Raw genomic sequence first — 24,735 nt, forward strand, 5'->3', positions numbered from 1 at the left:
CCGAACTGTGCCCGCTCAAGAACTCACCCTCAAGGAACGAGCCGTCCTGCTCGGGCTGCTCGCCGAGGGCCGCGCGATGACCAACACCGATCTCTCCGCGGCGGCCGGGGTGAAGCTCGACGGCGCGAGCCGGCTCAAGCTGAACGACCTCAAGCTGGTGACGTCGGTGAAGGAGGGCCGGGGGTTCGTGCACGAGCTCACCGAGGCGGGCGCGCAGTGGTGCGACGACGAGCTGGCGGCCGAGCGGCCGGAGCGAGCTGGAGCTGGAGGTGGGGCGTTGTACGCGATTCTCGGTGGGTTGCAGCGGTACCTGCAGCGCACTGGGCAGCGGCTGGTGGACATCTTCCAGCCGGACGACGCTCCCAGCGGGACGGCCCCGGCGACAGCCGAGGAGCGGGAGCGGGCGGCGGCCGAGAAGGTCGGATCGGCGCCGGGTGAGGCCGGGTCGGTGCTGGGTGAGGCCGGGGCGGTGCTGGGTGAGGAGCTCGGGTCGGATCCGGCCGATCGGATCCGGGCGGCGTACGCCCGGTTGAGCAGGGAGCCTGGGGAGTCGTGGCTCGCCTTGCGGGTGCTTCGGGCCGACCTCGCCGACCTGTCGCGGGCCGAGATCGACAGCGCGTTGCAGCAGCTCTCCCGCGAACCCGGCGTGCACGTCCAGGCCGAGGCGAACCAGCAGAGCCTGACCGACGAGGACCACGCGGCCGCCGTACGGTTCGGGGCCAGCAGCCGTCACCTGCTGAAGATCGAGAACCCATGAGAGGCGAGGAACGCGCGGCGCTCGCGGCGGTTCAGTTCAACTGGGCGGTGACGCCGGACGCCATCTGGAACCCGGTCGAGCACCACGTCGACGACCTGCACCGGACCGTCGTACAGACCGTGATGGCGTCGGTCGCGACCGCGCGCAGCAGTACGGGGGCGAGCCCGATCGGGATCGCTCTCGAAGGGGAGAAGGGCGTCGGGAAGACCCACCTGCTCGGCTGGGTCCGGCAGCGGGTCCAGGACAGCGAGGGGTACTTCTTCCTGATCAAGCTGGTCAGCGGAGCGTCGTTCTGGCCGAGCGCGGTCCGCGGGGTGATGGACGGTCTGCGGGCCGGCGGCGGCGACCAGCTCGTCGGTCTGCTGACGCGGCTCGCCGATCAGGCGGGGCTGGGTGTGGAGCTCCGGAAACGCCTTGTCGGAGGCGGCCTTGTCACTCGGGCCGATCTGGACGAGTTCATCGCCGGCTTGCAACGCGTCGATCGTCAGGTGGCGACCGAGTGCCAGAACACGGCGCGCGCTCTGGTGCTGTCGCTCAGCCCGGACTCGACGATCCAGGAGATCGGCTACAGCTACTTCGAGCTCGACGGCGCGGTCGAGGATGCCGATCGGCAGGCGTGGGGGTTCCGGCGGGGGCAGCGACTGCCGCAGCAACTGCTCGGTGATCTGTCGCAGCTGCTCGCCCTGACGGGTCCGAGTGTGATCGCTGTGGACCAGCTCGACAGCCTGATGGCTCAGGTCGCGACCGCGGGCAGTGCGGACGACGTACAAGCGCAGACGCGGACCCGGCTGGTCAACGAGATCGCCGACGGGCTGATGGAGCTGCGTGAGTTCACCCGGCGGACCTTGACGGTGGTCGCGTGCATCCCGACGACGTGGGAGCTGATCAAGACGCAGGCGACCGGTACGGCGGCCGACAGGTTCCGTCCGGTGAGCATGCAGAGCCAGTTGCCGAGTCCGCAGATCGCTGTCGCGCTCGTCTCGGGACGACTCGCTGGGCTGTACAGCGCGGCCGGGTTCGTCCCGCCGTACCCGACGTGGCCGGTGCTCAGGTCTGCGTTCGAGAACGACGGTGCGCGCGACTTCACGCCGCGACGGCTGCTGCAACGCGTCGACAGCCACATTCGCCGGTGTTTGGAGACCGACGACCTGGTCGAGCTGACGAGCTTCGACGAGGAGGTCGTTCGGCCGGTCCGGTCGGGGCGGCACTCGGCGCCGAGCGGGCTGACCCGGCTCGACGCGAAGTTCGACGAGCTGCGGGCGAAGGCCGAGGTCGCCTCCGCACTGGACGGGAAGACCGAGGACTCTGTGCTGCCGGTGCTGCTCGGTGCGGCGCTGAGCTCGTACATCGCCGAGCTCGGTGAACTCGGTCAGCAATTCGAGCTCGACCCCTTGCCCGGGACCAAGCCGGCGTTGCACGCCCGGTTGCGGCGGACCCTCGACGAACAGTCCGACGACGAGATGCACTGGAGCTTCCGGGGCATCGCCAGCACCAATCCCCGAGCGGCGCTGACACGGCTGCACGCCGCGCGGACCGAGTCGGGGCTGCAGGTCGGCGCGGCGAAACGGCGGTTGATCATCCTGCGCAACACGCGGTGGTCGCCGGGGCCGAAGACGTCCGCGGAGCTGGGCGAGTTCGAGGAGGCTGGTGGGTTGTCGTTGCTGATCACCGACGATGATCTGCGGACGTTTGCCGCGCTCGATGCGCTGCGACGGCAGCCGGATCCTGGGTTCCTTCAGTGGTTGACGGCCCGAAGGCCGGCGAGCAACTCGGAGTTGTTCCGCCGGGTGTTCGGTGAGGTGGAGGACGAGCAGGCGGGGCAACTGGGGGCTGCTGGTTGGGATTCGTCCCCGGTGGAGTCTGCCGCCGACTTGGGGCTTGGGGCAGGCCCACCGCCGCTGGAGCCTGCGGCCGACGCGCCGCCCGGCGCGGGTCAGCCGGCGCGGTCGGCGGAAGCACAGCCCGTCCCAGATCCGCTGAAGCGCTCGGCGGAGGTGGCGGCCGGCATCCGGCGTACTGGCGGGGCGGCGACCGGTGCCGGCGGGCCGTCCTCTGCGGGGGAGCCGATGGTGGGGCTTGGGGTGGGGCTTCAGAGTGGACGGGAGCTGGGGGTTCCGTTGGAGTCGCTGCGGAAGCACGTGGTGGCGTTTGCGGGGTCGGGGTCCGGGAAGACCGTGCTGTTACGGCGGTTGATCGAGGAGTGTGCATTGCATGGTGTGTCCTCGATCGTGCTTGATCCGAACAACGACCTGGCGCGGCTGGGGGACGCCTGGCCGACCGCGCCGTCGGGGTGGGGTCCTGGGGATGCGGAGAAAGCGGCGACCTACCTGGCGGGCACTGAGGTGGTCGTGTGGACTCCACGCCGGTTGAAGGGCAGGCCGCTCGCGTTTCGGCCGTTGCCGGACTTCGGGGACGTGCTTGATGACGAGGACGAGTTCAGCGACGCGCTCGACGCCGCTGTCGCGGGGCTGTTGCCGCGCGTTCAGCTCACCGGGCGCAAGGCGAAGAACGGCCGGGCGGTGCTGCTGGAGGCGTTGCGGTCGTTCGCTCGCGACGGCGGTACCGAGCTTGGGGACTTCATCGACCTGTTGTCGGACCTGCCGTCCGGGATCAGCCGGCTGCGCAACGCGCACCGGCTCGCTGAGGACATCGCCGAGTCGTTGAACGCCGAGACCGTGAACGATCCGTTGTTCGGGGGGTCTGGCGAGGCGCTGGATCCCGGCGTACTGCTGACTCCGTCGGCGGGCTACCGCGCCCGGGTCTCGGTGATCAGCTTCGTGGGACTTCCCGCGCAGGACCAGCGGCAGAGTTTCGTGAACCAGCTCCAGATGGCACTGTTCGCCTGGATCAAACGCAACCCGGCCGGCGATCGGCCACTGGGCGGACTGCTGGTGATGGACGAGGCGCAGGACTTCGCATCGTCGGGGGCTGAAACGGCTTGCACACAAAGCACTTTGGCGTTGGCCGCGCAGGCTCGGAAGTACGGTTTGGGGCTGGTGTTCGCGACTCAAGCACCCAAGGCATTGCACAACCGCATCCCTGGGAACGCGACCACGCAGTTCTACGGGCTGCTGAACGTCGTCACCCAGATCAACGCGGCCAAGGAACTGGCCAAAGCCAAGGGCGGAACGGTCGACGACATCGCCCGGCTGCGGTCGGGCGAGTTCTACGCGGCCGGTGAGGGAGCGACGTTCCAGAAGGTACGGGTGCCGCTGTGCTTGAGCTACCACCCACGCAGCCCGCTCACCACCGACGAGGTGATCGGCCGCGCCGCCGCGAGCCGGGCACCGGGCTGATCAGGCCCGCAGGGTGGGTGCCGGGCTGCCCGGCCGAGCGGCGGGCTGATCAGGCCCGCCGGGCCGACCCTGCCCCCGATCAGCCGGCGCGGTGGTAGGACGGGGTTCTGTTGTTGTAGATGTCGCCTCGGTAGATGCCGTGCAGGAGCTCGGCTTCGTAGCCTTCGAGCTCGGGGGCGTTGAGGGCGTGGGCGACCGCGAGCTCGGCCTCGGCGTCGTACGGGACTCGGACGAACTGGATGGAGAAGGGGGCTGGGTCCGAAGCGTCGGGGACGCCTTCGAGGATGGTGTAGACGGGGGTGGGGTCGCCGAGGGAGTTACCGACGCTGCCGACGTTGAAGAGGGTGCGGCCCAGGTCTGTTTCGCAGAAGGCGTCGTGGATGTCGCCGTAGCCGACGACCGTGGGGAGCGGGCCGTCGCCGGTCGCCGGCGTGTTCTCGAACATGGCGAGGAACTGCTTCTCGTCGTGGTCGAAGTGAGTGCGGTGGTGGACGGTGTCCGAGCTGGCGTGGAACAGGCGGATCTGCCGGCCGCTGAGAACGAAGTCGTGGCAGAACGGACGGCTGCGCAACCAGGCCCACTGGTCCTCGCGGAGCTCGTTCCTCCACCAGCGCATGCTGTCGCTGTCGGGGGCGATGTCCGGGGCGGGGAGGAAGTCGTCCCAGTTGCCGAGGATGGTGACCTCGCAGACCTCCTGACAACGGTCGACGACGGCCTGCCCGCGCGGACCTTTGCCGACGTAGTCGCCGAGATTGAAGATGCGCCGGATACCGCGCGCCTCGATGTCGGCGAGCACTGCCTCGAGAGCGGTGAGATTGCCGTGGACGTCGGAGATCAGGGCGATACGTTCCAAGGGCATACAGCCATCTTCCGTGGTTGAGAGGGTCGTCGTACGGCGGGGTCAGCGGTTGCTGCCCGTCGGGCCTGAGGGGACGGGGGCGGCTGACTCGGTGCTGGAGGTCTTGGTGGGCTTCGGGCGGCGGGAGGTGCTCCAGCCTCGGCCCCCGCCGCCCGTGCCGGAGGTGGGGGTACCGCCACCTGGTTCACCGGCTGAGTGAGCAGCCGCGCCGGCCAGGGCGCCGCCTGCCTTCTTCGTACCGCTCATTGCCGCGCCACCTGCGGCCAGACCGACTCCGATGGCACCGGAGGCTGCGCCCTTCAGGCCGCCTCCACCACCGCCACCGCCGCCTCCGCCTCCTCCTCCGCCGCCACCGCCACCGCTGCGGCCACCGGAGCGGCCGCCCAGGGCGCCTCGGCCGGCGTTGATGGCGCCGGAGGCGAGCCCGCCGGGATCGGCCAGCGTCGAACCACTACCGGCGGCCCCACCGGCTACGGCTGCGGTCACCGGCACGACGAGGCGCAGCAGGGCCGGGAGCGCGAAGACAGCCAGGAGCATCATCATCAGCCCGCCCAGCGCGTTGACCAAGGTGTTGCCTGTCTCCTGCTGGATCCCGGTCTGGGTCATCTTGTACGCCGCCGCGTACACCAGCGCGGCGGCGGGTTTGTAGGCCACGAAGGCGAGCACCCACCCGCAGTACTTGCGGAACCAGGCCTTGCCGACCTCCGTGTTCGTCGCGGCAGCGGCGAGCGGGAACGTCCCGGCGAGCAGGACCAGCATCGCCGAGCGGATCAGCAGCAGGATCACCTGCACGGCCGACGCCATGAACACCGCGACCGCGAAGAACATCGCGGCGACCAGGGGGATGTCGGCCGTCGCCTTGGACAGACTGATGCCCTGGAACAGCGCCTCACCCACCGCCTGGTCCGAGCCGGTGTCGAGGTGCGCGTCCTTGATCACCGCCAGGGCGATCCCGTCGGAGATCTCGATCAGGAGCTGGATCACCGCCGTACCGGCGCCGGCCACGAGCACCAGAGTCAGTGTCGCTTTGAGCAGGTCGCGGAGTGGTTCGGCGCGTTGCTCCCAGGCTGTGCGCAGGCCCGCGAAGATCACGGCGAAGACGAAGACCGTGATCGACAGGGTCATCGTGTGGCCGTGCAGGAGGGCTACTGGTTCGCTCGAGGTCCAGGTGCTGCCGTGCTGGGTGGCGATCGGGGCGGGCTGGACCTCGTCGTTGGTGATCCAGAACGTCGAGACCGCCTTCAGGCCGGACATCGCCAGGTCACCGAGCTTGGCCGCGAGGATGTCGAACTGGCTGGTGACCATCGAGGCGAAGCCTTCTTTGATGCCGCACGGAACGTCCACCGGGCCGCACATCAGAGTCCCTGCCAGGTCACGAAGTCGTCGAGGTCACGGTGCTGGGAGAACGGGGCGCCGAACTGGTCGCCCGGTTTCGGTGGGACCACTCGCCAGTCGTCGCGGTGCCAGACGAGGGTGAGGTTGGCGCTCATGTACTCCTCTTCGACAGGGAGGGCCAGTACGACGGTGACGCGGTCCTGGATGGCGTCGAGGATTCTGAAGCCGGCCAGTTGGGCTGCTGGGCCGTTCTCTGACGGGTCCTCGGTTTTGAGTTTGTTGAGGAGGGCGGTGGTGTCTGGGCCGGGGAGCATGAGCTTTCTGGTGGTGGGGATGGCTTGGTGCTGGTCGCCGAGGGCGGCGATCGCGTTGTAGGCGGCGTAGACGGCGCCCGTGGGTGAGTGGGCGAAGCATCTTCTGAAGCCGTCGCTGTCGGTGGTTGCCGGGCCGTAGGTGGTTGAGCGGGGGACTACTACTCGGCGGCTTACTTCCCATCCGTCTGCTTTCGGGGCTTTGGTGGGAATGGTTTGGTCTTTGGCGGGGAGGTCGCAGGTGCCTGTGGCTGAGGTTGTCGGTGATGCGGCCGGTGAGGTCGCGGGGGTTGAGGCCGCTGCGGCCGGAACAGCAGGAGAAGTTCGAGGAGCAGATTTGTCGTCGGCTGAGGTGGTGCCGGCCGCGCTGCGCTCGGCGGACGTCCCGGCCGGGTTGTCGTCGGAGGTCGGCGTGCCGGAGTTGCCGGTGAAGAGCAGGACGGTGCCGCAGATGAGGACTGCGCCGATGACGATGGCGGCGGCGAGGAAGCCGCGGGTGTAGGGCGAGTCTTCGTGCTTGTCCGTCATCTGGGACCCCCGGTCGGCGTGGTGGAGCTGGTGGTTCTAGGCTGGCAAAGATCGGGGAACCGCCGCGGAAGTTATCCACAGGCGGGGCAAGTTACGGCGTACGACAGCCGTGGTCACGCTCAGATTTCCTTCGATCGTGTCTCGACCTGTAGCCGAAAGGTCACCCCGTGTAGCGAAGTGACCTAGTCAGCTAATAGAGTCCGCGCATGACCATCGCGCCTACGCTTAGCTCGCCCCTAGCGCTCGCCGATGCAGAACCCACTCCCGTCGCCGAACCCTGGGACAGCGACGTGATCACCGCGTACGGCCTGCTGCGTGAAGCAGCAGCCGAACTCGATCATCTGATGCGCCATTCCCTGAAGCGCAGTGGTCTGCAAATGGCAATGTTCGAACTGTTGCTGCGGCTTGCCCGTAGCCACGGGGAGAAGCAGCGTCTCACCTCACTCGCCCGGGAGTTGACCGTCACCACCGGCGGCATCACCCGGCTGGTCGACCGCGCCGAGAACCTCGGTCTGGTACGTCGGGAGCCCTGTCCCGACGATGCCCGCGGTTCGTTCGCGGTTCTCACGGAGGAAGGAAAGCGACGGCTGCGCGAAGCGCTGCCCGACCACCTCCTGGAGATCGACAGCCTGTGGATGTCCCAGCTGGCCGACGAGCGCGAGCTCGTTCTCGGTCGGCTCCGGCGGGTGCGGGACAACGCCCGTCGCTGGCCCAACGGCCGACCCGGCCTTCCGCCGGTCAGCCCCAACCGCATCTGACCCGCATTACCCGCTCCTAACGGATGTGGCGCCCGGCTGGTGCCGGGCGCCACCGAGCGGGACAGTTGACCTGTGCAGCAGACCCAGGTCAACGCCCGCAAGCGCCGGGGTTTGATCTTCCGCGCCGCCCTCGGCGGCATCCTCGCCGCTCTCGCAGGTCTCGCCGCCGGTAGTGTCGCGGCCGCCCTGCTCGGCACCCGCCAGACTCCCGTGGTCGCGATCGGCTCGGCGTTCATCGACCGGGTACCGCCGTGGCTCAAGGACCTGGCGATCAACCTGTTCGGGACCCACGACAAGACCGCGCTCCAGGCCGGCATCCTGATCGTGCTGCTCGCCCTGGCCGCCCTCGGCGGCATTCTCGCCGTACGCCGGTACGCCGCGGGCGCCGCCGTCGTGATCGTCCTGGCCGGCATCGCCGTCATCGCCGCCGCGACCCGGCCCGACTCCGGCCAGACCGGCTTCGTGCCGTCGATGGTCGCCGGGATCGCCGCGCTTCTGCTGCTGAGACTCTTCTCCAAGCGCCTGAGCGAGCTCCACAACGACGACGGCGTCAGCCGCCGCGGGTTCCTCCAGCTCGCCGGAGGCGTTGCCCTGGGCACCGTCGCGGTCGGTGCCCTGGGCAAGGTTGCCGGCGGGCACCGGGCCGCGGTCAGCGAGGCGCGCGCGGGGCTGGACGTGCCGACGCCGCCGAGCCTCGACCCGCCGGCCGGCGTACAGGCTCCTGGCGCCGGGCCGTGGGTGACACCGAACGAGGACTTCTACCGGATCGACACGGCCCTGTCGGTGCCGCTGATCATGCCCGCGGACTGGCGGCTGAAGATCCACGGCCTGGTCGACCGCGAGCTCGAGCTGAGCTTCGCCGACCTGCTGAAGCGCAAGGTCGTGCACAAGTGGGTGACGCTGACCTGCGTGAGCAACGAGGTCGGCGGCGACCTGATCGGCAACGCGCTGTGGTCCGGCGTACTGCTGAAGGACCTGCTCGCCGAGGCGGGCCCGTCCAAGGACGCGGACGCGATCCTGTCGACGTCGAAGGACGGGTTCACCGCCGGTACGCCGATCAGCACGCTCACCGACGACCGGGAGTCGATGCTCGCGTTCGCGATGAACGGCCAGCCGCTGCCGCTGGAGCACGGGTTCCCGGTGCGGATCGTCGTACCGGGTCTGTACGGGTACGTGTCGGCGACCAAGTGGCTGACCGACATCGAGGTGAGCCGGTTCGACCGGTTCGAGGCGTACTGGACGCCGCGCGGCTGGGACGAGCTCGGGCCGATCAAGCTGTCGTCGCGGATCGACGTCCCGCGGTCGAAGGCGTCGACCGGTCAGGTCACCGTCGCCGGGGTCGCGTGGGACCAGCACGTCGGCGTCTCGAAGGTCGAGGTCCGCGTGGACGGCGGTGCGTGGCAGGAGGCGACGCTGGCCGCGGACCCGTCGACCGACACCTGGCGGCAGTGGCACTGGAGCTGGGACGCGCCCCGCGGCAACCACGTCCTGCAGGTCCGCGCGATCGATGCCAAGGGCAACCCTCAGGTCGAGAGCCAGGCCCCGCCCGCGCCGAACGGCTCGACCGGACTGCACAGCGTCGACGTCAAGGTCGGCTGACCGCGTCCAGCACCATCGGCAGGAAGGTGTGCTCGAGCGACCCGGCCGGTACGGCGTCCGGCTCGAGCAGGCTCTGGGCGCGAGCGCCCTCGTGCACGGCGATCACCAGGCGGACGAACTGATCGGCGGGCACGCTCAGCCGTAGCTCGCTGGTCCGGATTATCTCCTCGACGAGCTCGGTGAGACGTTGACGGAAGACCGTGCGCTGCCGGATCAGCGCGTCGGCGGCCTCCGGACTGCGCAGCGCGTGCAGAGTGAACTCCGTGGAGATCAGGTGCCACTGCCGCTGATCCGGCGCGGCGTCGTGGAGCAGGCCCAGCACGGCGTCCAGCAGGGTGCCGGGCTGGTTCGCCAACTCCGGGAGCAGCGCGGTGATCTGCTCGAGCAGGCGATCCGTCATCGCCTCGAACAGCGCGAGGACCAGCTCGTCCTTGGAGCCGAAGTTCGAGTAGAAGGCGCCGCGGGTGAACCCGGCGCGCTCGCAGATGTCCTCGACCGAGGCGCCGTGGAAACCGCGCTCGGCGAACACCTCCAGGGCGCCTTCGAGCAGGCGGGCCCGGGTGGCTGAGCGGCGGCGCTTCGGGGCTTCCATGATCAGTAGGATACAGTTCTGTATTGGATACACAACCGTATTGAGTTTGGGACGGGGTCAGGCATGCAGCTCAGGGCTTACGCGATCAGCGTGCGCGGTCCGCACGCGCCACTGCTGGACGCGACGTCGGTCGACGTCAGCGACCACGAGCTGGTCCTGCTGACCGGCTACCCCGGGCCCGGCCACGTCGCGGCGTCGCTCGCACTGTCCGGGCGGCTCGTGCCCGACGGCGGCGAGGTGAAGCTCGACGGCAAGGGCGACCTCGCCGTACTGCGGCGGCGCGTGGCCGTTGTGGATGCGCCCGGCATCACCGAGCCGGACGACGCGCTGCCGGTGAAGTCGGTGGTCGGCGAGGAGCTGGCGATCGCGGGGCGGAAGGCCGGCGGCAAGGCCGTCCAGGCCTGGCTGGAGTCGCACGAGGCCGCGGAGCATGCGGACAAGCGGTTCGAGCACCTGCCGGTCGACGTACGGACTCGGCTGCTGGCGGAGCTGACGGTCGCGCGGCCCGAGGTCGCGGTGGTGATCCTGACGATGCCTGATCGGTTCGGCGGGGATCCGCACCGCTGGTACGACGTGGGGCGCGAGCTGGCCTCGCGCGGGTACGCGGTGATGGTGACCTGCGCGGACGCGTCGGCGCGGCTGCTCGGCGTACCGGCTGCGCAGATGGGCGCGGTGAACCAGCCGGATCCGGTGAAGGTCGAGCCGCTGAAGGTCGCGCCAGACGAAACGACTGTGGAAGGCGAGGACAAGGCATGACCGCCGTACGGATGGCCCTGAGCGAACTGCGGCGGCTGACCGCGGGGCGGTTGCCGAAGCTCGCGGTGGTGGCGCTGCTGTGCGTGCCGATGCTGTACGGCGGGTTGTACCTGTACGCCAACCACGACCCGTACGGGCGGCTCGGCAAGGTGCCGACCGCGGTCGTCGTCGAGGACGAGGGCACGACGCTGTCGACCGGTGAGAAGCTCGCGGTCGGGCCGCAGGTCGCCGACGAGCTGGTGAGCTCGAAGAGCTTCGACTGGCACCGGGTCGACCGGGCGGACGCGACGGCGGGGGTGTCGGACGGGCGGTACGAGTTCGCGCTGGTGCTGCCGAAGACGTTCTCGGCGGATCTCGCGTCGAGCGCGGAGTTCACGCCGCGGCAGGCGATGCTCGAGCTGACCACGAACGACGCGAACAACTACCTCGCGCACACGATCGCTAACCAGGTCGTCGCGCAGGTGACCAAAACCGTTGCGGCACAGGTCAGCGAGACGGCGGCCTCGAAGCTCCTGGCCGGGTTCAGCACGATCCACGGGCAGATCAGTCAGGCGGCGACCGGCGCCGGGCAGCTGCAGAGTGGGCTGACGTCCGCGAACACCGGCGTCGTACAGCTGCAGAGTGGTGCGGGGAAGCTGAACACGGCGCAGAAGCAGTTGTCGGCGGGGGCGAACAAGCTGTCGACGGGGCTGGGGACGGCGGGGAAGGGCGCTGGGGAGTTGGCGACTGGTGCTGGGCAGTTGAGCACTGGGCTCGGGACGTTGAAGACGAAGACCGCCGGCCTGCCGGCGCAGACCAAGCAGTTGGCGACCGGCGCGGATCAAGTTGCCGATGGCAACGAGAAGATCGCGGACGTCGGCCGGCAGGTGGCGACGGCGTCGAGCACGCTGCTGAAGGACCTGACCACGGTCGACGCCGGGCTGGCCCAGCGGCTGAAGCAGCAGGGGTTCACGCAGGCGCAGATCAACCAGGTGCTGGCCGAGACCGCCAAGCTGCGGACTCCGGTCGTCACGGCGAACACCAAGATCCAGTCGACCTCGAAGCAGCTCAATCAGCTGGCCACGGGCGCTCGGCAGGTCTCGAACGGCGCCGCGGCGCTGTCGTCGGCGACTCCTGCTCTGACGTCCGGCATCAGCAGCGCGGCCTCGGGCGCAACGAAGCTGAAGACCGGCGCGACCTCGTTGAAGACGGGCGTCGGCCAGTTGCAGACCGGCGCCGCGCAGCTCGCGACCGGCGAGCAGCAGGCCGTCACCGGACAGGGCCAGTTGCTGACCGGCGTGAACGGCCTGGCGACCGGTGTCAGCAAGCTGAAGACCGGCGCGACCCAGCTGAACACCGCCCTCACCAACGGCGCGAAGCAGATCCCGGACCCGTCACCTGAGGCCCGCAAGGCCGTCGCCGAAACGCTCGGCGCGCCCGTCGGCCTGAAGAACACCTCCCAGGCGACCGCCGACAGCTACGGCGCCGGCCTCGCGCCGTTCTTCCTCAGCCTGTCGTGCTGGATCGGTGCGTACGTGCTGTTCCTACTGGTCCGTCCGCTGTCCCCCCGCGGCCTGGCCGCCCTGCAGTCCCCGCTCCGCGTCGCCCTCGGCGGCTGGCTCCCACCCGCCCTCTTCGGCGCGATCCAGGCCGCCCTGGTCTTCACGGTGGTGATCCTCGGCCTCGGCATCGACGCCACCCACCCGTGGCTCACAGTCGCCTTCCTGATGCTGACCTCCATCACCTTCGTGGCGATCCTGCACGCCCTGTCCGCCTGGTTCGGTGCCATCGGCAAGTTCCTCGGCCTGGTCCTGATGGTCATCCAACTCGTCAGCGCCGGCGGCACCTTCCCCTGGCAGACGATCCCCGCGCCGCTCTACGTCTTCCACCACGTCCTCCCGATGTCCTACGCCATCGACGGCGTCAGGCACTTGATGTACGGCGGCCCAGGCGCCTCCCTCGGCAAGGACCTCGCCGTCCTCGCCGCCTGGCTCGTCGCAGCCCTCCTCGCCTCCACCCTGGCTGCCCGCAAACAACGCGTCTGGGTCGCCAAGAAACTCCAGCCGGAGATCGCCCTCTAGACGAGCTCTCCGGCCAGCGGAGCATTGCCGGACTCGTTGACCGACTGGTGATACTCGAAGGCCTCGGCCGATTCGGTGAACTCCAGCAGGTCTCCGGCCACGGCCGACAGCAGGGACCGGACCTCGGAGGGCGTCGCGTAGAAGAACTCTCGCCGCAGGTTCACCCGGTTGACTCGCTTGTCCGCGAGCCGTCGGTGCATCTCCGCCTCGACTCCCACCGCGTCGTTCGAGAAGTGGATGGCGTGCACGTCGAAGTTGAACGGCACGGACGCGTCCGACAGCTCGCGGATCCGGTCCATGGGCTCCAGCCGACGGGTCATTCCTACCTTCACCATTTGTTCGCCGAAAGCCCCGAGATTCGAGATGACGTACACGTAGCCGGCCCGGATGTTGGCGGCCCGGTAGTCCACGTCCTCGATGGCCTTCTCGATCTCGCCCATCTCGGCCCGCAGCCGTTCCACCGCCTCCGTGTCGCCTTTGGCCTCGAGGGCAGCGAGTGCGTTCGTGTAATGCGCGCGCTCCCGCTCCAGCTTCTCGCGCTGCCGCTGGAACTCCTGCTGCGCCTGCCGCTCCTCGCGGAGGCGCTGCTTCTCCTCCTTGTCGCGCTCCTTCTCCGCCGCGAGCTTCTCGAGGAAGTCCGCGGTCAGCTCCATCTCCTGCAACCGTAGGCGGTGGTACTCGTACCCGATCGCGATGTCCATCGACTGACCGAGCTTCTCGATCGTGGCCTTGGCCTTCTCCAGCCGGTCCTTGGAGGTACTCAGCTTGTAGGGCCGCAGACCTCGTACCAGGTTGTCGGCCTCGTTGTTGTAGGCCCGGAGCAGGAGCTTGGAGAACTCCCGCACCATCTTGGCGCCCTGCGTGCGCGAGCCGTTCATCGTCATCACCTGCGACCCGGACACCGCGCCGCCGTCCTTGCGCACCATCGCCTTGATCTTGTCCTGCAGCCTCGCCAGCTCTGCCTTGTAGGCCACCGAGTCGTCCAGCGGATGGGTGTACTGGTAGACGCCCACCTCTTGGAGGATCAGGGTGTCCTCGGTGACGACCACTTCATCGCGCAGAGCGGTGAGGCGATCCCTGAAGGCTGCCTCGTCGGCGGCTAGAGCTGCGAGAACGGCCGTCTGGCGGGCTTGCTGGGCTTCATGATCGGTGCGCTGGGCGGCCTGCAACTGCTCGATCTCCTGCCCGAGTGCGGTCTTCCGCTCCTCGATCTCGACCAAGGTCAGCGCACCGAGCTTGTCCAGCTGGGCCCGCAACTCGTCGTTCTTCGCCGTTAGCCGCTGGATCTCGGCTGCGAACTCCTTGGCCTTGCCGCGAGCGCCGAACAGACCGATCGACAGGTCCGCGTCCTTGTCGGTGATCGCCGTCGTGGCGACGGGCTCAACCGCCGCCGGTGTGTGCTGCTCGGCAGGAGGCGGGTACACCGGTACGCGCGGCAGCCAGAAGGTCCAGTTCGGCGGTGGCGGTCCCCAGGCCGGATCCGAACGCCAACCGACCGGCGGGATCCAATCCGCTGACGGCGGTGGCGGCCAGTTCGGCGGCGAGTTGTAGCGCCAACTCGCAGCCCACTGCGGATCTGAAGGAACGGCAAAGCCGTCCATTCCTTGCTGTTCTCTGCCATGTCGCATGGCGATGTCCCCTCCCAGACGCCGTCTGAGCACGGCGTCCCCCGCTGGGGACGGTAACACTCTGTGTAGCCAAGAGCTAGGCTCCGAGTGCGCCTTTCGAACGATCGACGTCTACGGACAGTACTCACGACACGGTGGTCGAGCAGGCGATCCTCTGACCTAGCTGAAGGACAGATCGCCGGGTTCAGTCGGTGAGAGCTTGGTGGACGAGGGCAAGGTTGTCCTCGATTGGGTTCAGGGCGTTGAGGGGCAGGTGCGGGACTGTCAGTGGTGGGTACTCGGCGCGCATGCGGGCCACGTGGGACCAGGGGACCTCGTGCCAGCCGGGGATGGCTCGGGCTCTGGTGGCCAGGCGGCGGCGGTGTTCTGGTTCGTCGGGGAGGATGCACTCGACGGCCAGGAAGTGGGCGTCGTGCTCGGTGGCCAGGGACTGCCAGCGGGTGGCGATCTCGTCGTTGATGAGGCAGTCGACGATGGCGGACTGGCCGAGCATGAGCTGACGGGTGATCAGCGTCGTGAGCAGGTCGTAGTACATGGCGAGCAGGGTGGGGCGGTCCAGGCCTGTCAGTACGCCGTGGGGTTTGAGGGCTCCCAGGAGCCAGTCGCCGGAGAACGCGGGGGTGGACAGGTCGCGGGCCAGGCGGTCGGCGGCGGTGGACTTGCCGGTGGCGGGTAGGCCGGTGAAGGTGATGACAGTTGGGTGGGGCACATCACCGTCCTACCCTGCGGCTCAAGTGAGGTGCCAGCCGGTGCGGGTGCGGATGCCGGGGCGGATCTCGCCGGTGATCAGGGCCAGGCCGTTGTGGTGGGGGACGGCGGGGGTGGTGACCTGGGATGCGCCCGGGAAGTGGGAGGTGACCGTCCAGCGGTTGCCGGCGTACTGGAGGAGCTCGGTGTTGAAGCCGGTGTGGTGGTCGTAGATCCAGGTGATGACGTTCTGGTGCTCGGTCCAGGTGGGGGAACCCGCGGGAGCCGCGTCGCGGAGGGCTGTGTGGTGCTGGATCTTGTTCCAGCGGGCGATGTCCTTGTCGCCGCCCAGGACCAGGAGGCCCTTGCGGGTGGGGTGGGCCAGGCCCGCCGTCACGCAGAAGGGGAGGTCGGGGAGGCGGGTCCAGCGGGAGCGTCTTGGGTCGTACGAGTAGGCGTCCTTGTGGAAGGTCCAGGACTTGTCCTCGGCTTGGGAGCGGCCGCTGATCAGGTAGAAGTTACCCTGGGCTGCGGTGCCCACGGCGACCGTGCGCGGTGGGCCGGGCCAGGGCGGTAGGGCCTTCCAGCCGCGGCGGAGGTTGCCGAGGTCGAGGCTGAGGAAATCGGGGCCCTCGGCAACGTAGACGGTGGTGCCGACCAGGCCGGCTACGGCGTACGACATCGGGCGGGGCAACGGCGGGAGGTCTCGGCGGGTGCCGTCGCGCTGCAGGAGGAAGACGTCCGGGAACTTGTCGGCCGGTTTGAGGAGCGTGGCGTTGGGGCCGCCTCGGTAGCCTTCGCCGCCGATCACCAATACGCCGTACGGGGTGCTCAGGCAGGCGGAGTAGGCGATGGCGTCGGGGAGCTGGATCGGGTCGGACCAGCGGGTGGCGCCGGGGCTCAGGGTGAAGAGCTCGTTCCAGTAGACCTTGCCGAGCGTGGTGGGGCGGTTGGAGGTGAGCGCCGGTTCGGGGAAGTTGGCGCCACCGCCGACGAGGAGACGGCCGCGGTGGGAGCCGGCGATCGGGCCGGCCAGGCCGAGTTGGGTCCAGTAGGGCTTGGCGACGGGGATGGCCGGGTGCCAGTCGACGCGGTTGGGTGGGAGGTCCGGGAGGCGGGTCCAGGTGCCGAGCGGCCCGGCGGGCGCTGAGGTGGATGCGTGCGCGGCGGAGGGCGCGGCGAGGAGAGGCGCGGATGCTGCGGCGGCGACACCACCCGCGAGCAGGCTGCGGCGGGCGGGGCGCTGGGCGTTCGTCGGAGCACTCATCGGTCCAGGTCCTTCAGGGAGAGGCGGCGGAAGGTGATGGTTTCGTTGGCGCTGAAGTCGCCGGTTTCGTAGAGCAGGCCGACGGCGCCGCGGTCGATCGCGACCAGGTCCGAGTACGCCGCCGGGAGGCCGGAGATCGCGAGGGCCGGCTGCCAGGTGACGCCTTGGTCCTTGCTGACGCGGATCGTCAACGCGGCGCGGGACGCGGGGTCGGCGGGGCCGGAGTACAGGAGAGTGTTGCCGACGGCGAGGACGCTGGCCTGGACGACCGGGCCGATCAGCGTGGCCTGGGGGCGGAACGGCTTGTCGAGGGTCTTGCCGCCGTCGGACGAGTAGGCGTCGGCGCGGGTGCCGGGGGCGGTGCCGTTGTGCTCGCGGGTGTTGAAGTAGACGCGGCCGTCGGGGAGCTGGGCTGCCGTCGACTCGTTGACGTTGACGTAGCCGTCGGGGTTGTCGTCGACGTACCCGATCTGCCAGGTGCGGCCGCCGTCGTCGGAGTACAGGCTGTGGCCGCCGTAGTACTTGGCCTCGGCGCCGGTGTCGGGCGAGCCGGCCGGCGGGGCGATGGAGTGGTTGGCGGGGACGAGCAGGCGGCCTGAGCGGAGGGCGATCGCGTGGCCGGGGGTGGTTGCGTACCAGCGCCAGTTGGCTTGCTTGGTGGTCGCGGTGATTTCGGTGGGCGGGGTGAAGGTGCGGCCGTTGTCGGTGCTGCGCTGGAGGAAGACTCGTCGGGTGTCCTCGGGGCTCGCTTCGCCGCGGAGGATCTGGGCCTCGCTGACCGGGCCGTTGCGGACGCTGAACAGGACGACGTCGCCGGTCTTCGGGTCGACGACGGGGGCTGGGTTGCCGATGGTGCTGGTGCTCTGGTCGGTGACTACCTGCTGGGGTCCCCAGGTGCAGCCGCCGTCGGTGGAGTGGCGCAGGACGATGTCGATGTCGCCGGTGTCGGACGAGCCGCCGCGGCGGCCTTCGGCGAAGGCGAGCAGGGTGTTTTTGGCCTGCACGACGGCGGGGATCCGGTACGACGCGTAGCCGCCGACGCCGGACTTGAAGGGGACGGACTCTTGGCACCTGCCTTTGTCGTCCGGTGTGGCACCGGCGGTCAGGGTGGTGGCCAAGGTGAGAGCGAGTGCGAGGTGCAGGACTTTACGGGAGAGGTACATGGGCGGGGTCCTCACGTAGGTCTGATATCTGATCTCTCGGCTGGGGTGGGTGGCGATGCGGCCGGGCAGGCCGCGGGGGCTGAGGCCGCGGCGGCCGGAAAAGAGTGAAAGTGAGTTCAGGCGGGGCGGGTCAGGGGGTGGTTTCTCGGAGGATGGCTGCTCTGACTCTGACGTCGTTGAAGTGGTCTTGCATGCGTTGGACGGCTTCCAGGGGTTCGCCGGACTGGAGGGCCTCCACGATGCGGAGGTGGACCGCGGCGCGGCCGGCTTCCTTGGGGGCGGGGATGGCGTCGCCGAGGCGGACGAAGATCTCCCAGAAGACCTCGATCAGGTTGTTCACCAGCGGGTTCTGCAGGCCCTTGTAGAGGGTGAGGTGGAAGGCCCGGTCGATCTCGATGGTTTCCTCGCCGGCGGCTTCCAGCTCGGCCATCTTTCCGGCCAGGCGGGTGCACTCGGCGAGCTCTTCGCTGTCGGGGCGGCGGGCGACCGCCGGCATCAGGCCGACCTCCATCGCCTCGCGGGCGGTGAGGATCTCCTCCAGCGCCATGCCGGTCGTCGCCAGGCCGTACGGCAGTTGCTCGATCAGCGGGCGGAACGAGAACGCCGAGACGAACAGGCCGTTGCCGTGCTGGGCCTCGATCACGCCCAGCGTCTGCAGGCTTCTTGTTGCCTCACGCAACGAAAGACGGCTGACGCCCAGCTCGGCGGCGAGCACGGCCTCGGCAGGAAGCCGGTCGCCGGGGCCGAGGTCGCGGGACTTGATGAAGTCGCGCAGCTTGACCTGGGCCTCGCGGTAGATCGGGCTCCTGCTCACGATTCATCCCTCCGGGGTGACAGCTCGCCAGGAAGCGGCGAGCCGCTCAATCGTGTCATGCGCGGCCGCCGGCAGCGGCCCCCACGGCGTCCGGGCGACGCCGGTGTCCGGGCCGCACGCGTTCAGCCACTGCTTCACGAACCCGACACCGCCGTACCGGCCGGCCTCCAGAGCGACCTCCCGGAACGGTTCGTGCAGGATCAGCGCATCGGCGACACGACCCGCCGCCATCGCCGCCGCGACCTGGTGGGCCTGCGGCGCCAGCGCGTTGTACAGGCTCCCGATCACCGCGTCCGCGCCGAAGGCCAGCGCGGCCGGCAGCAGCTCGTCGCGCCCGAAGTACACCCGGACCTTCGACGACACCGCCCGCGTCCGGTCGAACTCGAGCAGGTCCTCGTGGGTGAACTTGACGCCGGCAAAGTTCGGGATCCGCTCGACGGCCAGCGCGACCAGCTCACTCGGCCGGTACGGCGAACCGGTCATCCCAGGAAAGTGGTAGTACAGGAACGGCGTCGACGGCGCCTCGGCAGCGACCGCCGCGAGGAAGTCCACCGCCGTCTCCAGCGTGTTGGCGACCCCGAAGTACGGCGTGACCGAAGCGATCAGGTCCACCCCCGCGGCCTCGGCGTGCGCCGCCAGCTCCCGCGCCTCGGCGAGCACGCTGTGCCCGACGTGCGTCCCGAACGCGAGCCCTTCCGGCCGGGCCGCGGCCCACTCGTCGACCAGCGCCTTCCGCTCGGCCACCGTCATCGACGGGAACTCCCCCGACGTACCGCCGACGAAGGCGCCGTGCACGCCGTGCGCGAGCAGGTGCTTGCCCTGGTCGGCGACCACCGGCAGGTTCAGCTCGCCGTCCGGGCCGAACGGGGTGGGCGTCGCCGCCCAGATCTCCAATGTGCTGGTCAACTCTTGGTCGCTCCTTCGGTGAGTCCGGCCACGATGTAGCGCTGCAGGAAGACGAACGCGGCGATCACCGGCAGCGCGACCACGGCGGAGACCGCCATCAGGTCGTTCCACCGGGTGCCGAAAGCGTTGGTGAGGCCCGCCAGGACGACGGTGATCGGCTGCAGGTCCTCGTCGGCGGCCAGCGCGAGCCCGAAGACGAACTCGCCCCAGGCGCCGAGGAAGCTGATCACCGCGAGCGTGATCAGGCCGGGCCGGCTGATCGGCAGCGCGATCCGGACGAACGCGCCGAACGTCGTACAGCCGTCGACCTTCGCCGCCTCGAGGATCTCACCGGGCACGGACAGGAAGTACGGGCGCAGCAGCACGATGCCGAGCGGGACCGCCAGCGACGCGTTGGCCAGGATCAGGCCGGCGTAGCTGTTCACCAGCCCGAGGTCGCTGAAGATCGCGAACATCGGCAGCGCGAGGTTCACCGCCGGCACCATCTGGACGACCAGGAACAGCATCAGGAACACCGACACCCAGCGCAGCCGCAGCCTGGCCAGCCCGTACGCCGCCGGGACGGCGATCGCGATCGTCAGCAGCGTCGTACCGATCGCGATGACGGCCGAGTTCGCCAGCCCCTTGGCGATCGCGGGGTTGCCGAACGCGGCGTCGGCGTACGAGCGCAGCGTCGGGGACAGCGGGACGAGCTGCGGCGGAGTCGCGAAGATGTCGGAGGGCTTTTTGAACGACGTGTTGAGCATCCAGTAGACCGGCAGCAGGTAGACGAAGGTGATCAGCACCCCCGCGACCGTCATCGGCCAGCGGCGCCTCATGCGGTCTCCTCCTTGCGCAGCGAGCGGAAGTAGAACACCGACAGCACCACCGGTACGACGAGCAGCATCGTCGTCGCCACCGCGGCGACGTCGAACTTGTAGAAGCTGAACGCCAGCTTGTACGCGTACACCGGCAGCACCTCGGTCGCGCCGCCCGGCCCGCCCTGCGTCATCAGGAAGACCGTGTCGAAGGTCTTGAAGGTGGAGATGAAGCAGAGCAGCACGGTGGTCAGGCTGACCGGTTTCAGCAGCGGCAGCGTGATCCGGCGGAACTGCGCCCACGCGCCGGCGCCGTCGATCCGGGCCGCCTCGTAGAGCGTGCCCGAGATCCCTTGCAGGCCGGCCAGCAGCAGGACCATCGCGAACGGCGCGAAGCTCCACGCCGAGGCGAGCGTGACCGCGGCCATCGCCGTACCGGGTTTGCCGAGCCAGAAGATCTCCGTGCCGAGCACGGTGTTGAGCAGGCCGTACGTGCCGTCGAGCAGCCAGCGCCAGACGTTCGCGCTGACCACGGTCGGCAGGACCCAGGCCAGCAGGAGCAGCGCGCGCAGCACGTTCCGGCCGGGGAAGTCCCGGTGGAAGAACAGGGCGAGCGCGAGCCCGGCGACGAAGGTGACGAGCACCGTGCCGCCGGTGTAGATCAGCGAGATCCCGAAGGACTTCCAGAACTCCGGCCGGCCGAGCTGGTCGGCGTAGTTGGCCAGCCCGACGAACTTCGCGTTGCCGTTGACGATCTGCGCGATGCCGACGTCCTGGAAGCTCTGGACGACGTTGTAGCCGAGCGGGTAGAGCACCGTGAACCCGACGAACAGCACAGCCGGTACGACGAACAGGTACTCCGCGGCGCTGTTGCGCCGGACCGGCGCCCGGCTCGTGAGCACCTGGTCGTGCGGGACAGTGATCGCCATCTACTTGGCCAACGACTCGTCGATCGCCTTCTGCGCGGTCTTCAAGGCGTCCTCGGTACTGGCCGAGCCGCTCGCGGACGCCTGCAGCGCGGCCTGGATGTGCGTCATCACCTCGGACGACTTCGGCGCCAGCTTCTCGTCCGGCGCCCAGGCCTCCTCGAGCTGCTGCGCGAACACCTTGCGCACGGGATCGTTCGAGCTGTCCGGTACGTCGTTGCGCGCGGCAAGCTTGTTGCGGACCGGGAGGTAGGTCTGCAGCTCGGCGGGCTGCTGCAGCCAGCTGATCAGGTCCCAGGCGCCGTCCGGGTTCTTGCTGGTGGCACCGATCGCGAGGTTCTCGGCGGACAGGAAGGTCTGGCCGCTCTTGTCCTTCGGCAGCAGCGCGACGTCCCACTGCAGCTTCGGGTTTTCCTTGCGGAGGATGTTCACGTAGGTCGCGGAGTTGATCATCATCGCGGCCTTGCCGTTCGCGAACTGGTTCTTCGCGTCCTCCTCGTTCCAGGTCAGCGCACCCTGCGAGATCGAGCCGGCCGTGATCATCCGGGTCAGCTGGTCGAGCCCGGCCTTCGCCTCCGGCGAGTCGACCTTGTCGATCGCGGCGCCGGCGGCGAGCATCCGGATGATCGGCACGGTCGCGCCCTCCGGCCCCTCGATCCCACTGATCGCGAGTCCGGTCCGGCCCTGCGTGGTCAGCGTCTTCGCCGCGGTCTCCATCTCGGCCCAGGTCGTCGGCGGCTTCACGCCGGCCTGCTGGAGCAGCTGCTTGTTGTAGTACACGGCGTACGCGTCGGCGACGTGCGGTACGCCGTACGTCTTGCCGTCGACCTGCGTGGTCGCCCAGCTGGTCTCGAAGTACTTGTCCTGCTGACCCCAGTCCTTGGTCCGGTCGGAGAGATCGGTGATGATCCCGGCCGAGGCCATCGTGGCGGTGTCGAAGGCGCCGATCAGCGCGACGTCCGGCAGTTCCTTGGCCGCGGCCGACTGCAGCAGCGTCCGGTTGAAGTCGTCGTACGGGATGAAGCGGACGTCGACGGTGACGTCGGGCTTCGCGTCGTCGTACTTCTTGACCAGGTCGTACAGCGGTTTGCCGGTCGGACTGCTCGGGTCGCCGTAGTACTGCCAGAGCGTGATCGTCCCGCTCGCCGCACTGCCGCCGCCACTGTCACTCCCACCGCAGGCGACCACGCTCGCCAGCAGTCCAACCCCACTGATCACGGCCACCAGTCGCCGACGAACACCCATCACGCGCCTCCTCACAGGGGAATGCGAGAGAAATTAGTCAGATATCTGATATCTGTCAACAGGGTGGATCCGGTCGTCCGCCGGAACCGCGCTACTCACCCGAGGGCAGGTGAGCCAGGACGGCCCGGTGATCCGGAGCCTCGGCCCGCCACGCGACGTACCCGTCCGGACGGATCAGCAGCGCGGTGCCCGAGGCGGCCCGGTAGGCGCGGTGGAACGTCCTGTCCCGGTCCTGAAGCACCCGTACGCCGGGCCGCGCGGAGCCCGCGATCACCGCAACAGTCACGCCGTCCGGAAGGGCCGTGATGTCGAGGTGGCGCGCGGCGGAGTCACCGACGAGCAGCAGGGTCCAGTGCGGTCCACGCAGTACGTCGTGGAGCCGCACCGATTCGTTGCTCACGGCATCGATCAGGGCGTCGGGCGCCCGGTCTCCAGCCCGCACCCGGCCGCCCGTCACGCCGTCCTCGGTCAGCGGCCCGCTCCGGTAGCCGACGTCGATCTGCGACACCCGACTGGTCAGCGCGCGGTTCACGGCCGGCCGCCTGAGCAGCGGCAGCAGGATTCGCCGTACGGCGAACGCCACCAGGGGATTGCGGCTCGTGACGACGTCGAGGATGTCGGTGCTTTTCTCCAGTACGCCACGCGCGATCGGCAGTCGTTCCGCTTGATAGCTGTCGAGCAAAGCGTCGTCGGCACCACGCAGGCAGGCCACCAGCTTCCAGCCGAGGTTGTAGGCGTCCTGGATCCCGGTGTTCATGCCCTGGCCGCCCGTGGGCGGATGCACGTGCGCGGCGTCGCCGGCGAGCAGGACCCGGCCGTGTCGGTACTCGTCGACCATGCGGACGTTGACCTTGAAGTTCGACAGCCAGGTCGGGTCGGTGAGGCGCACGTCGGTGTGACCGGTGCGCTCGTCCCACAGCCGCTGCAGCACGTCGAGCGAAGGCTCCAGGTCGTCGTCGGGCCCGATGCTCGCGCCGATCTGCCACTGCCCGGTGCCGGGCAGGCCCGCGAGCCCGAGGAACGATCCGTCGCGCCCCATCCAGGCGTGCGACCGCACGACGCCGGAGCCCTCGGGATCCCAGCCGGGCACGGTGACGTCGCCGAGCAGGTAGCGCTGGTGCTCACGGCTGACGCCCGCGAACTCGATGCCGAGCGTTCGCCGTACGGCGCTGCGCCCGCCGTCGCAGCCGACGAGGTACCGGACCTCCAGTTCCTCGTGGCCACCGTCGGCCGTCACCAGCTCCGCGCGGACGCCGTCCGAGCCGGCGGTGAATCCGGCGAGGCGGGTGCCGAACCGGATCTTGCCGCCGAGCTCGCCGAGCCGCTCTTCGAGCACAGCGGTGATGCGCCACTGCGGGATCATCAAGATGTTCGGGTACGGCAGGTCCGGGCGCGGCTCGGCCAGTCCGGCGGGCAGTCTCGCCAGGCGCCGCTGGTCGGCGTACAGGGTGATGTCCTGGCGCCATTCGCCTTGCTCGAGCAGGGTGTCCACGACGCCGAGGTCGTCGAAGACCTCCAGGCTGCGGGGCTGCAGCCCCTTGCCGCGCGACTGCCGGGGCAGCTCGGTCTCCGCCTCGACCAGCACCGCGTCGACACCGCGCCGCGCGAGGTCGATCGCCAGCGTCAGCCCGGTCGGGCCGGCGCCCACGATCATCACGTCCGCCGTGCTCATGCGGCGTCCGCCTGGGTGGCGACCGCACGCGCGAAGCCTGCGGCCAGGGCAGCGGCGACGGCGGCGCGGTCGTCGGGAGTGCGAGGTTTCCGCTCGACGGTCGCGACCTCGACGTAGAACTGGACCGGGCCGAGGAACAGCGCCCGCAGGGTATCGAGGCGCTGATCTCGGATCGCGCCGCGCTCGATCAGGGCGGTGAAGAACTCGTTGAGGGCGGCGTTGGCCTGCGGCAGGTAGTCGCGCCGGACGTGCTCGGCCAAGACCGCGTCAGGCGACCCGATCGCCTCGAGCATCAGCGCCGTGGCCACTGCCGAACCGTCCAGACCGACGTCGAGCAGCCGCCGGTAGACCCCGGCCGCCATCTCCTCGACCGACTGGTCGCTGTCGAGCAACGGCGCGAACCACGGCAGTACGGCGTGCTCAGCGAGGACCGCCACGAGCAGCCCGTCCCGCCCGCCGAACTGGTTGTAGATCGACATCACCGTGCACCCCGCCTGCCCGGCCACCCGCTCGAGCGTGAGCGCTCCGAGCCCGTCGGCCGCGATGAGCTCGGCGGCCGCGGCGGTGATCCGGTCTGCGACAGTCACCGGCGCGTGCAGCTGCTCCCGCAGCGCCTTGTCGACGGCCGAGCGGCCGCCCAGGCGTCGTACCAGCGTGGACCGCGACAAGCCGCCGGCCGCGGCGATCTCGGTCAGCGACAGGGACCCGACGTCGCGGCCCTGCGCCTCAGCAGCACGGATCGCGGCGGCCGCGACCTCTTCCATCGACACCATGGAACG

General features: G+C 69.4%; 21 protein-coding genes. 6 read left to right on the plus strand and 15 right to left on the minus strand.

Annotated features, from left to right (window positions below):
* Positions 1–7: 7 nt before the first annotated feature.
* Together ACLQ2O_RS02000 and ACLQ2O_RS02005 are read left to right on the plus strand one after the other, a co-directional pair.
* Positions 8–757, plus strand: coding sequence for a hypothetical protein (locus ACLQ2O_RS02000; protein ID WP_425826502.1), 750 nt, complete (start codon positions 8–10; stop codon positions 755–757).
* Positions 754–4,053: an ATP-binding protein gene (locus ACLQ2O_RS02005; protein ID WP_425826504.1), complete on the plus strand. Its 3,300-nt coding sequence runs from the start codon at positions 754–756 to the stop codon at positions 4,051–4,053. The genes ACLQ2O_RS02000 and ACLQ2O_RS02005 overlap by 4 nt, the downstream gene beginning before the upstream one ends.
* Positions 4,054–4,132: 79 nt before the next feature.
* Here the strand turns inward: ACLQ2O_RS02005 and ACLQ2O_RS02010 are convergent, their stop codons facing one another.
* From ACLQ2O_RS02010 to ACLQ2O_RS02020, 3 genes are read right to left on the minus strand one after another with little or no spacing between them, the layout of a single operon-like run.
* Positions 4,133–4,912, minus strand: coding sequence for a metallophosphoesterase family protein (locus ACLQ2O_RS02010; protein ID WP_425826506.1), 780 nt, complete (start codon positions 4,910–4,912; stop codon positions 4,133–4,135).
* A 42-nt stretch (positions 4,913–4,954) separates the two neighbouring features.
* The gene (locus ACLQ2O_RS02015; RefSeq protein WP_425826508.1) at positions 4,955–6,256 is read right to left on the minus strand and encodes a type IV secretion system protein; all 1,302 of its coding nucleotides are present in this window, start codon (positions 6,254–6,256) and stop codon (positions 4,955–4,957) included.
* An 11-nt stretch (positions 6,257–6,267) separates the two neighbouring features.
* Entirely contained in the window at positions 6,268–7,086 is an 819-nt protein-coding gene (locus ACLQ2O_RS02020; RefSeq protein ID WP_425826510.1) for a hypothetical protein, read from the minus strand.
* A 206-nt stretch (positions 7,087–7,292) separates the two neighbouring features.
* Here ACLQ2O_RS02020 and ACLQ2O_RS02025 point away from each other — a divergent pair, with 206 nt between their 5' ends.
* Both ACLQ2O_RS02025 and ACLQ2O_RS02030 read left to right on the plus strand, forming a co-directional pair.
* A complete protein-coding gene (locus ACLQ2O_RS02025; protein WP_425826512.1) occupies positions 7,293–7,844 on the plus strand; it encodes a MarR family winged helix-turn-helix transcriptional regulator in 552 nt (183 codons plus the stop codon).
* A 72-nt stretch (positions 7,845–7,916) separates the two neighbouring features.
* Positions 7,917–9,443 (plus strand): molybdopterin-dependent oxidoreductase, encoded by a 1,527-nt coding sequence (locus tag ACLQ2O_RS02030; RefSeq protein ID WP_425826514.1) that lies wholly within the window; start codon positions 7,917–7,919, stop codon positions 9,441–9,443.
* On the opposite strand, the gene ACLQ2O_RS02035 is transcribed toward ACLQ2O_RS02030, so the two are convergent.
* Positions 9,430–10,035 carry a TetR/AcrR family transcriptional regulator gene (locus ACLQ2O_RS02035; protein WP_425826516.1) on the minus strand — a complete coding sequence of 202 codons (606 nt, stop codon included), beginning with the start codon at positions 10,033–10,035 and terminating at the stop codon, positions 9,430–9,432. The two genes, ACLQ2O_RS02030 and ACLQ2O_RS02035, sit on opposite strands and share 14 nt — an antisense overlap.
* A 63-nt stretch (positions 10,036–10,098) precedes the next feature.
* On the opposite strand from ACLQ2O_RS02035, the gene ACLQ2O_RS02040 reads away from it, so the two are divergent.
* Complete coding sequence (locus ACLQ2O_RS02040) at positions 10,099–10,791, plus strand: hypothetical protein (RefSeq protein WP_425826518.1); 693 nt, start codon at positions 10,099–10,101, stop codon at positions 10,789–10,791.
* Positions 10,788–12,851, plus strand: coding sequence for a YhgE/Pip family protein (locus ACLQ2O_RS02045; RefSeq protein ID WP_425826520.1), 2,064 nt, complete (start codon positions 10,788–10,790; stop codon positions 12,849–12,851). The genes ACLQ2O_RS02040 and ACLQ2O_RS02045 overlap by 4 nt, the downstream gene beginning before the upstream one ends.
* Here the strand turns inward: ACLQ2O_RS02045 and ACLQ2O_RS02050 are convergent.
* The 11 genes from ACLQ2O_RS02050 to ACLQ2O_RS02100 all read right to left on the minus strand — a co-directional run bounded on the left by ACLQ2O_RS02050 (position 12,848) and on the right by ACLQ2O_RS02100 (position 24,729).
* A complete protein-coding gene (locus tag ACLQ2O_RS02050; RefSeq protein ID WP_425826522.1) occupies positions 12,848–14,275 on the minus strand; it encodes a DUF4041 domain-containing protein in 1,428 nt (475 codons plus the stop codon). The two genes, ACLQ2O_RS02045 and ACLQ2O_RS02050, sit on opposite strands and share 4 nt — an antisense overlap.
* 388 nt (positions 14,276–14,663) lie before the next feature.
* Complete coding sequence (locus ACLQ2O_RS02055; protein WP_425826524.1) at positions 14,664–15,188, minus strand: AAA family ATPase; 525 nt, start codon at positions 15,186–15,188, stop codon at positions 14,664–14,666.
* Between the two features lie 21 nt (positions 15,189–15,209).
* Positions 15,210–16,433 carry a galactose oxidase gene (locus ACLQ2O_RS02060; RefSeq protein WP_425826526.1) on the minus strand — a complete coding sequence of 408 codons (1,224 nt, stop codon included), beginning with the start codon at positions 16,431–16,433 and terminating at the stop codon, positions 15,210–15,212.
* The gene (locus ACLQ2O_RS02065) at positions 16,430–17,596 is read right to left on the minus strand and encodes a sialidase family protein (RefSeq protein WP_425826529.1); all 1,167 of its coding nucleotides are present in this window, start codon (positions 17,594–17,596) and stop codon (positions 16,430–16,432) included. Before ACLQ2O_RS02065 ends, ACLQ2O_RS02060 begins: the two co-directional genes overlap by 4 nt.
* A 130-nt stretch (positions 17,597–17,726) precedes the next feature.
* The gene (locus ACLQ2O_RS02070; RefSeq protein WP_425826531.1) at positions 17,727–18,410 is read right to left on the minus strand and encodes a FadR/GntR family transcriptional regulator; all 684 of its coding nucleotides are present in this window, start codon (positions 18,408–18,410) and stop codon (positions 17,727–17,729) included.
* A gap of 3 nt (positions 18,411–18,413) precedes the next feature.
* Positions 18,414–19,316 (minus strand): dihydrodipicolinate synthase family protein, encoded by a 903-nt coding sequence (locus ACLQ2O_RS02075; protein ID WP_425826533.1) that lies wholly within the window; start codon positions 19,314–19,316, stop codon positions 18,414–18,416.
* Entirely contained in the window at positions 19,313–20,134 is an 822-nt protein-coding gene (locus tag ACLQ2O_RS02080) for a carbohydrate ABC transporter permease (protein WP_425826535.1), read from the minus strand. Before ACLQ2O_RS02080 ends, ACLQ2O_RS02075 begins: the two co-directional genes overlap by 4 nt.
* Positions 20,131–21,042: a carbohydrate ABC transporter permease gene (locus tag ACLQ2O_RS02085; protein WP_425826537.1), complete on the minus strand. Its 912-nt coding sequence runs from the start codon at positions 21,040–21,042 to the stop codon at positions 20,131–20,133. The genes ACLQ2O_RS02080 and ACLQ2O_RS02085 overlap by 4 nt, the downstream gene beginning before the upstream one ends.
* Positions 21,043–22,284, minus strand: a complete 1,242-nt coding sequence (locus tag ACLQ2O_RS02090) for an ABC transporter substrate-binding protein (RefSeq protein ID WP_425826539.1) — start codon at positions 22,282–22,284, stop codon at positions 21,043–21,045.
* A gap of 91 nt (positions 22,285–22,375) precedes the next feature.
* Complete coding sequence (locus ACLQ2O_RS02095; RefSeq protein ID WP_425826541.1) at positions 22,376–23,956, minus strand: FAD-dependent monooxygenase; 1,581 nt, start codon at positions 23,954–23,956, stop codon at positions 22,376–22,378.
* A complete protein-coding gene (locus ACLQ2O_RS02100; RefSeq protein WP_425826543.1) occupies positions 23,953–24,729 on the minus strand; it encodes a TetR/AcrR family transcriptional regulator in 777 nt (258 codons plus the stop codon). Before ACLQ2O_RS02100 ends, ACLQ2O_RS02095 begins: the two co-directional genes overlap by 4 nt.
* Positions 24,730–24,735 lie beyond the last annotated feature (6 nt).

The organism is Kribbella sp. DT2 (genome assembly GCF_049844575.1).
Classification (GTDB): Bacteria; Actinomycetota; Actinomycetes; order Propionibacteriales; family Kribbellaceae; genus Kribbella.

Coding starts and splice junctions, on each gene's coding strand:
- ACLQ2O_RS02045 (WP_425826520.1), top strand. CDS start 10,788: ATGACCGCCGTACGGATGGCCCTGAGCGAACTGCGGCGGCTGACCGCG.
- ACLQ2O_RS02025 (WP_425826512.1), top strand. CDS start 7,293: ATGACCATCGCGCCTACGCTTAGCTCGCCCCTAGCGCTCGCCGATGCA.
- ACLQ2O_RS02005 (WP_425826504.1), top strand. CDS start 754: ATGAGAGGCGAGGAACGCGCGGCGCTCGCGGCGGTTCAGTTCAACTGG.
- ACLQ2O_RS02090 (WP_425826539.1), bottom strand. CDS start 22,284: ATGGGTGTTCGTCGGCGACTGGTGGCCGTGATCAGTGGGGTTGGACTG.
- ACLQ2O_RS02080 (WP_425826535.1), bottom strand. CDS start 20,134: ATGAGGCGCCGCTGGCCGATGACGGTCGCGGGGGTGCTGATCACCTTC.
- ACLQ2O_RS02020 (WP_425826510.1), bottom strand. CDS start 7,086: ATGACGGACAAGCACGAAGACTCGCCCTACACCCGCGGCTTCCTCGCC.
- ACLQ2O_RS02095 (WP_425826541.1), bottom strand. CDS start 23,956: ATGAGCACGGCGGACGTGATGATCGTGGGCGCCGGCCCGACCGGGCTG.
- ACLQ2O_RS02040 (WP_425826518.1), top strand. CDS start 10,099: ATGCAGCTCAGGGCTTACGCGATCAGCGTGCGCGGTCCGCACGCGCCA.
- ACLQ2O_RS02085 (WP_425826537.1), bottom strand. CDS start 21,042: ATGGCGATCACTGTCCCGCACGACCAGGTGCTCACGAGCCGGGCGCCG.
- ACLQ2O_RS02065 (WP_425826529.1), bottom strand. CDS start 17,596: ATGTACCTCTCCCGTAAAGTCCTGCACCTCGCACTCGCTCTCACCTTG.
- ACLQ2O_RS02100 (WP_425826543.1), bottom strand. CDS start 24,729: ATGGTGTCGATGGAAGAGGTCGCGGCCGCCGCGATCCGTGCTGCTGAG.
- ACLQ2O_RS02035 (WP_425826516.1), bottom strand. CDS start 10,035: ATGGAAGCCCCGAAGCGCCGCCGCTCAGCCACCCGGGCCCGCCTGCTC.
- ACLQ2O_RS02060 (WP_425826526.1), bottom strand. CDS start 16,433: ATGAGTGCTCCGACGAACGCCCAGCGCCCCGCCCGCCGCAGCCTGCTC.
- ACLQ2O_RS02010 (WP_425826506.1), bottom strand. CDS start 4,912: ATGCCCTTGGAACGTATCGCCCTGATCTCCGACGTCCACGGCAATCTC.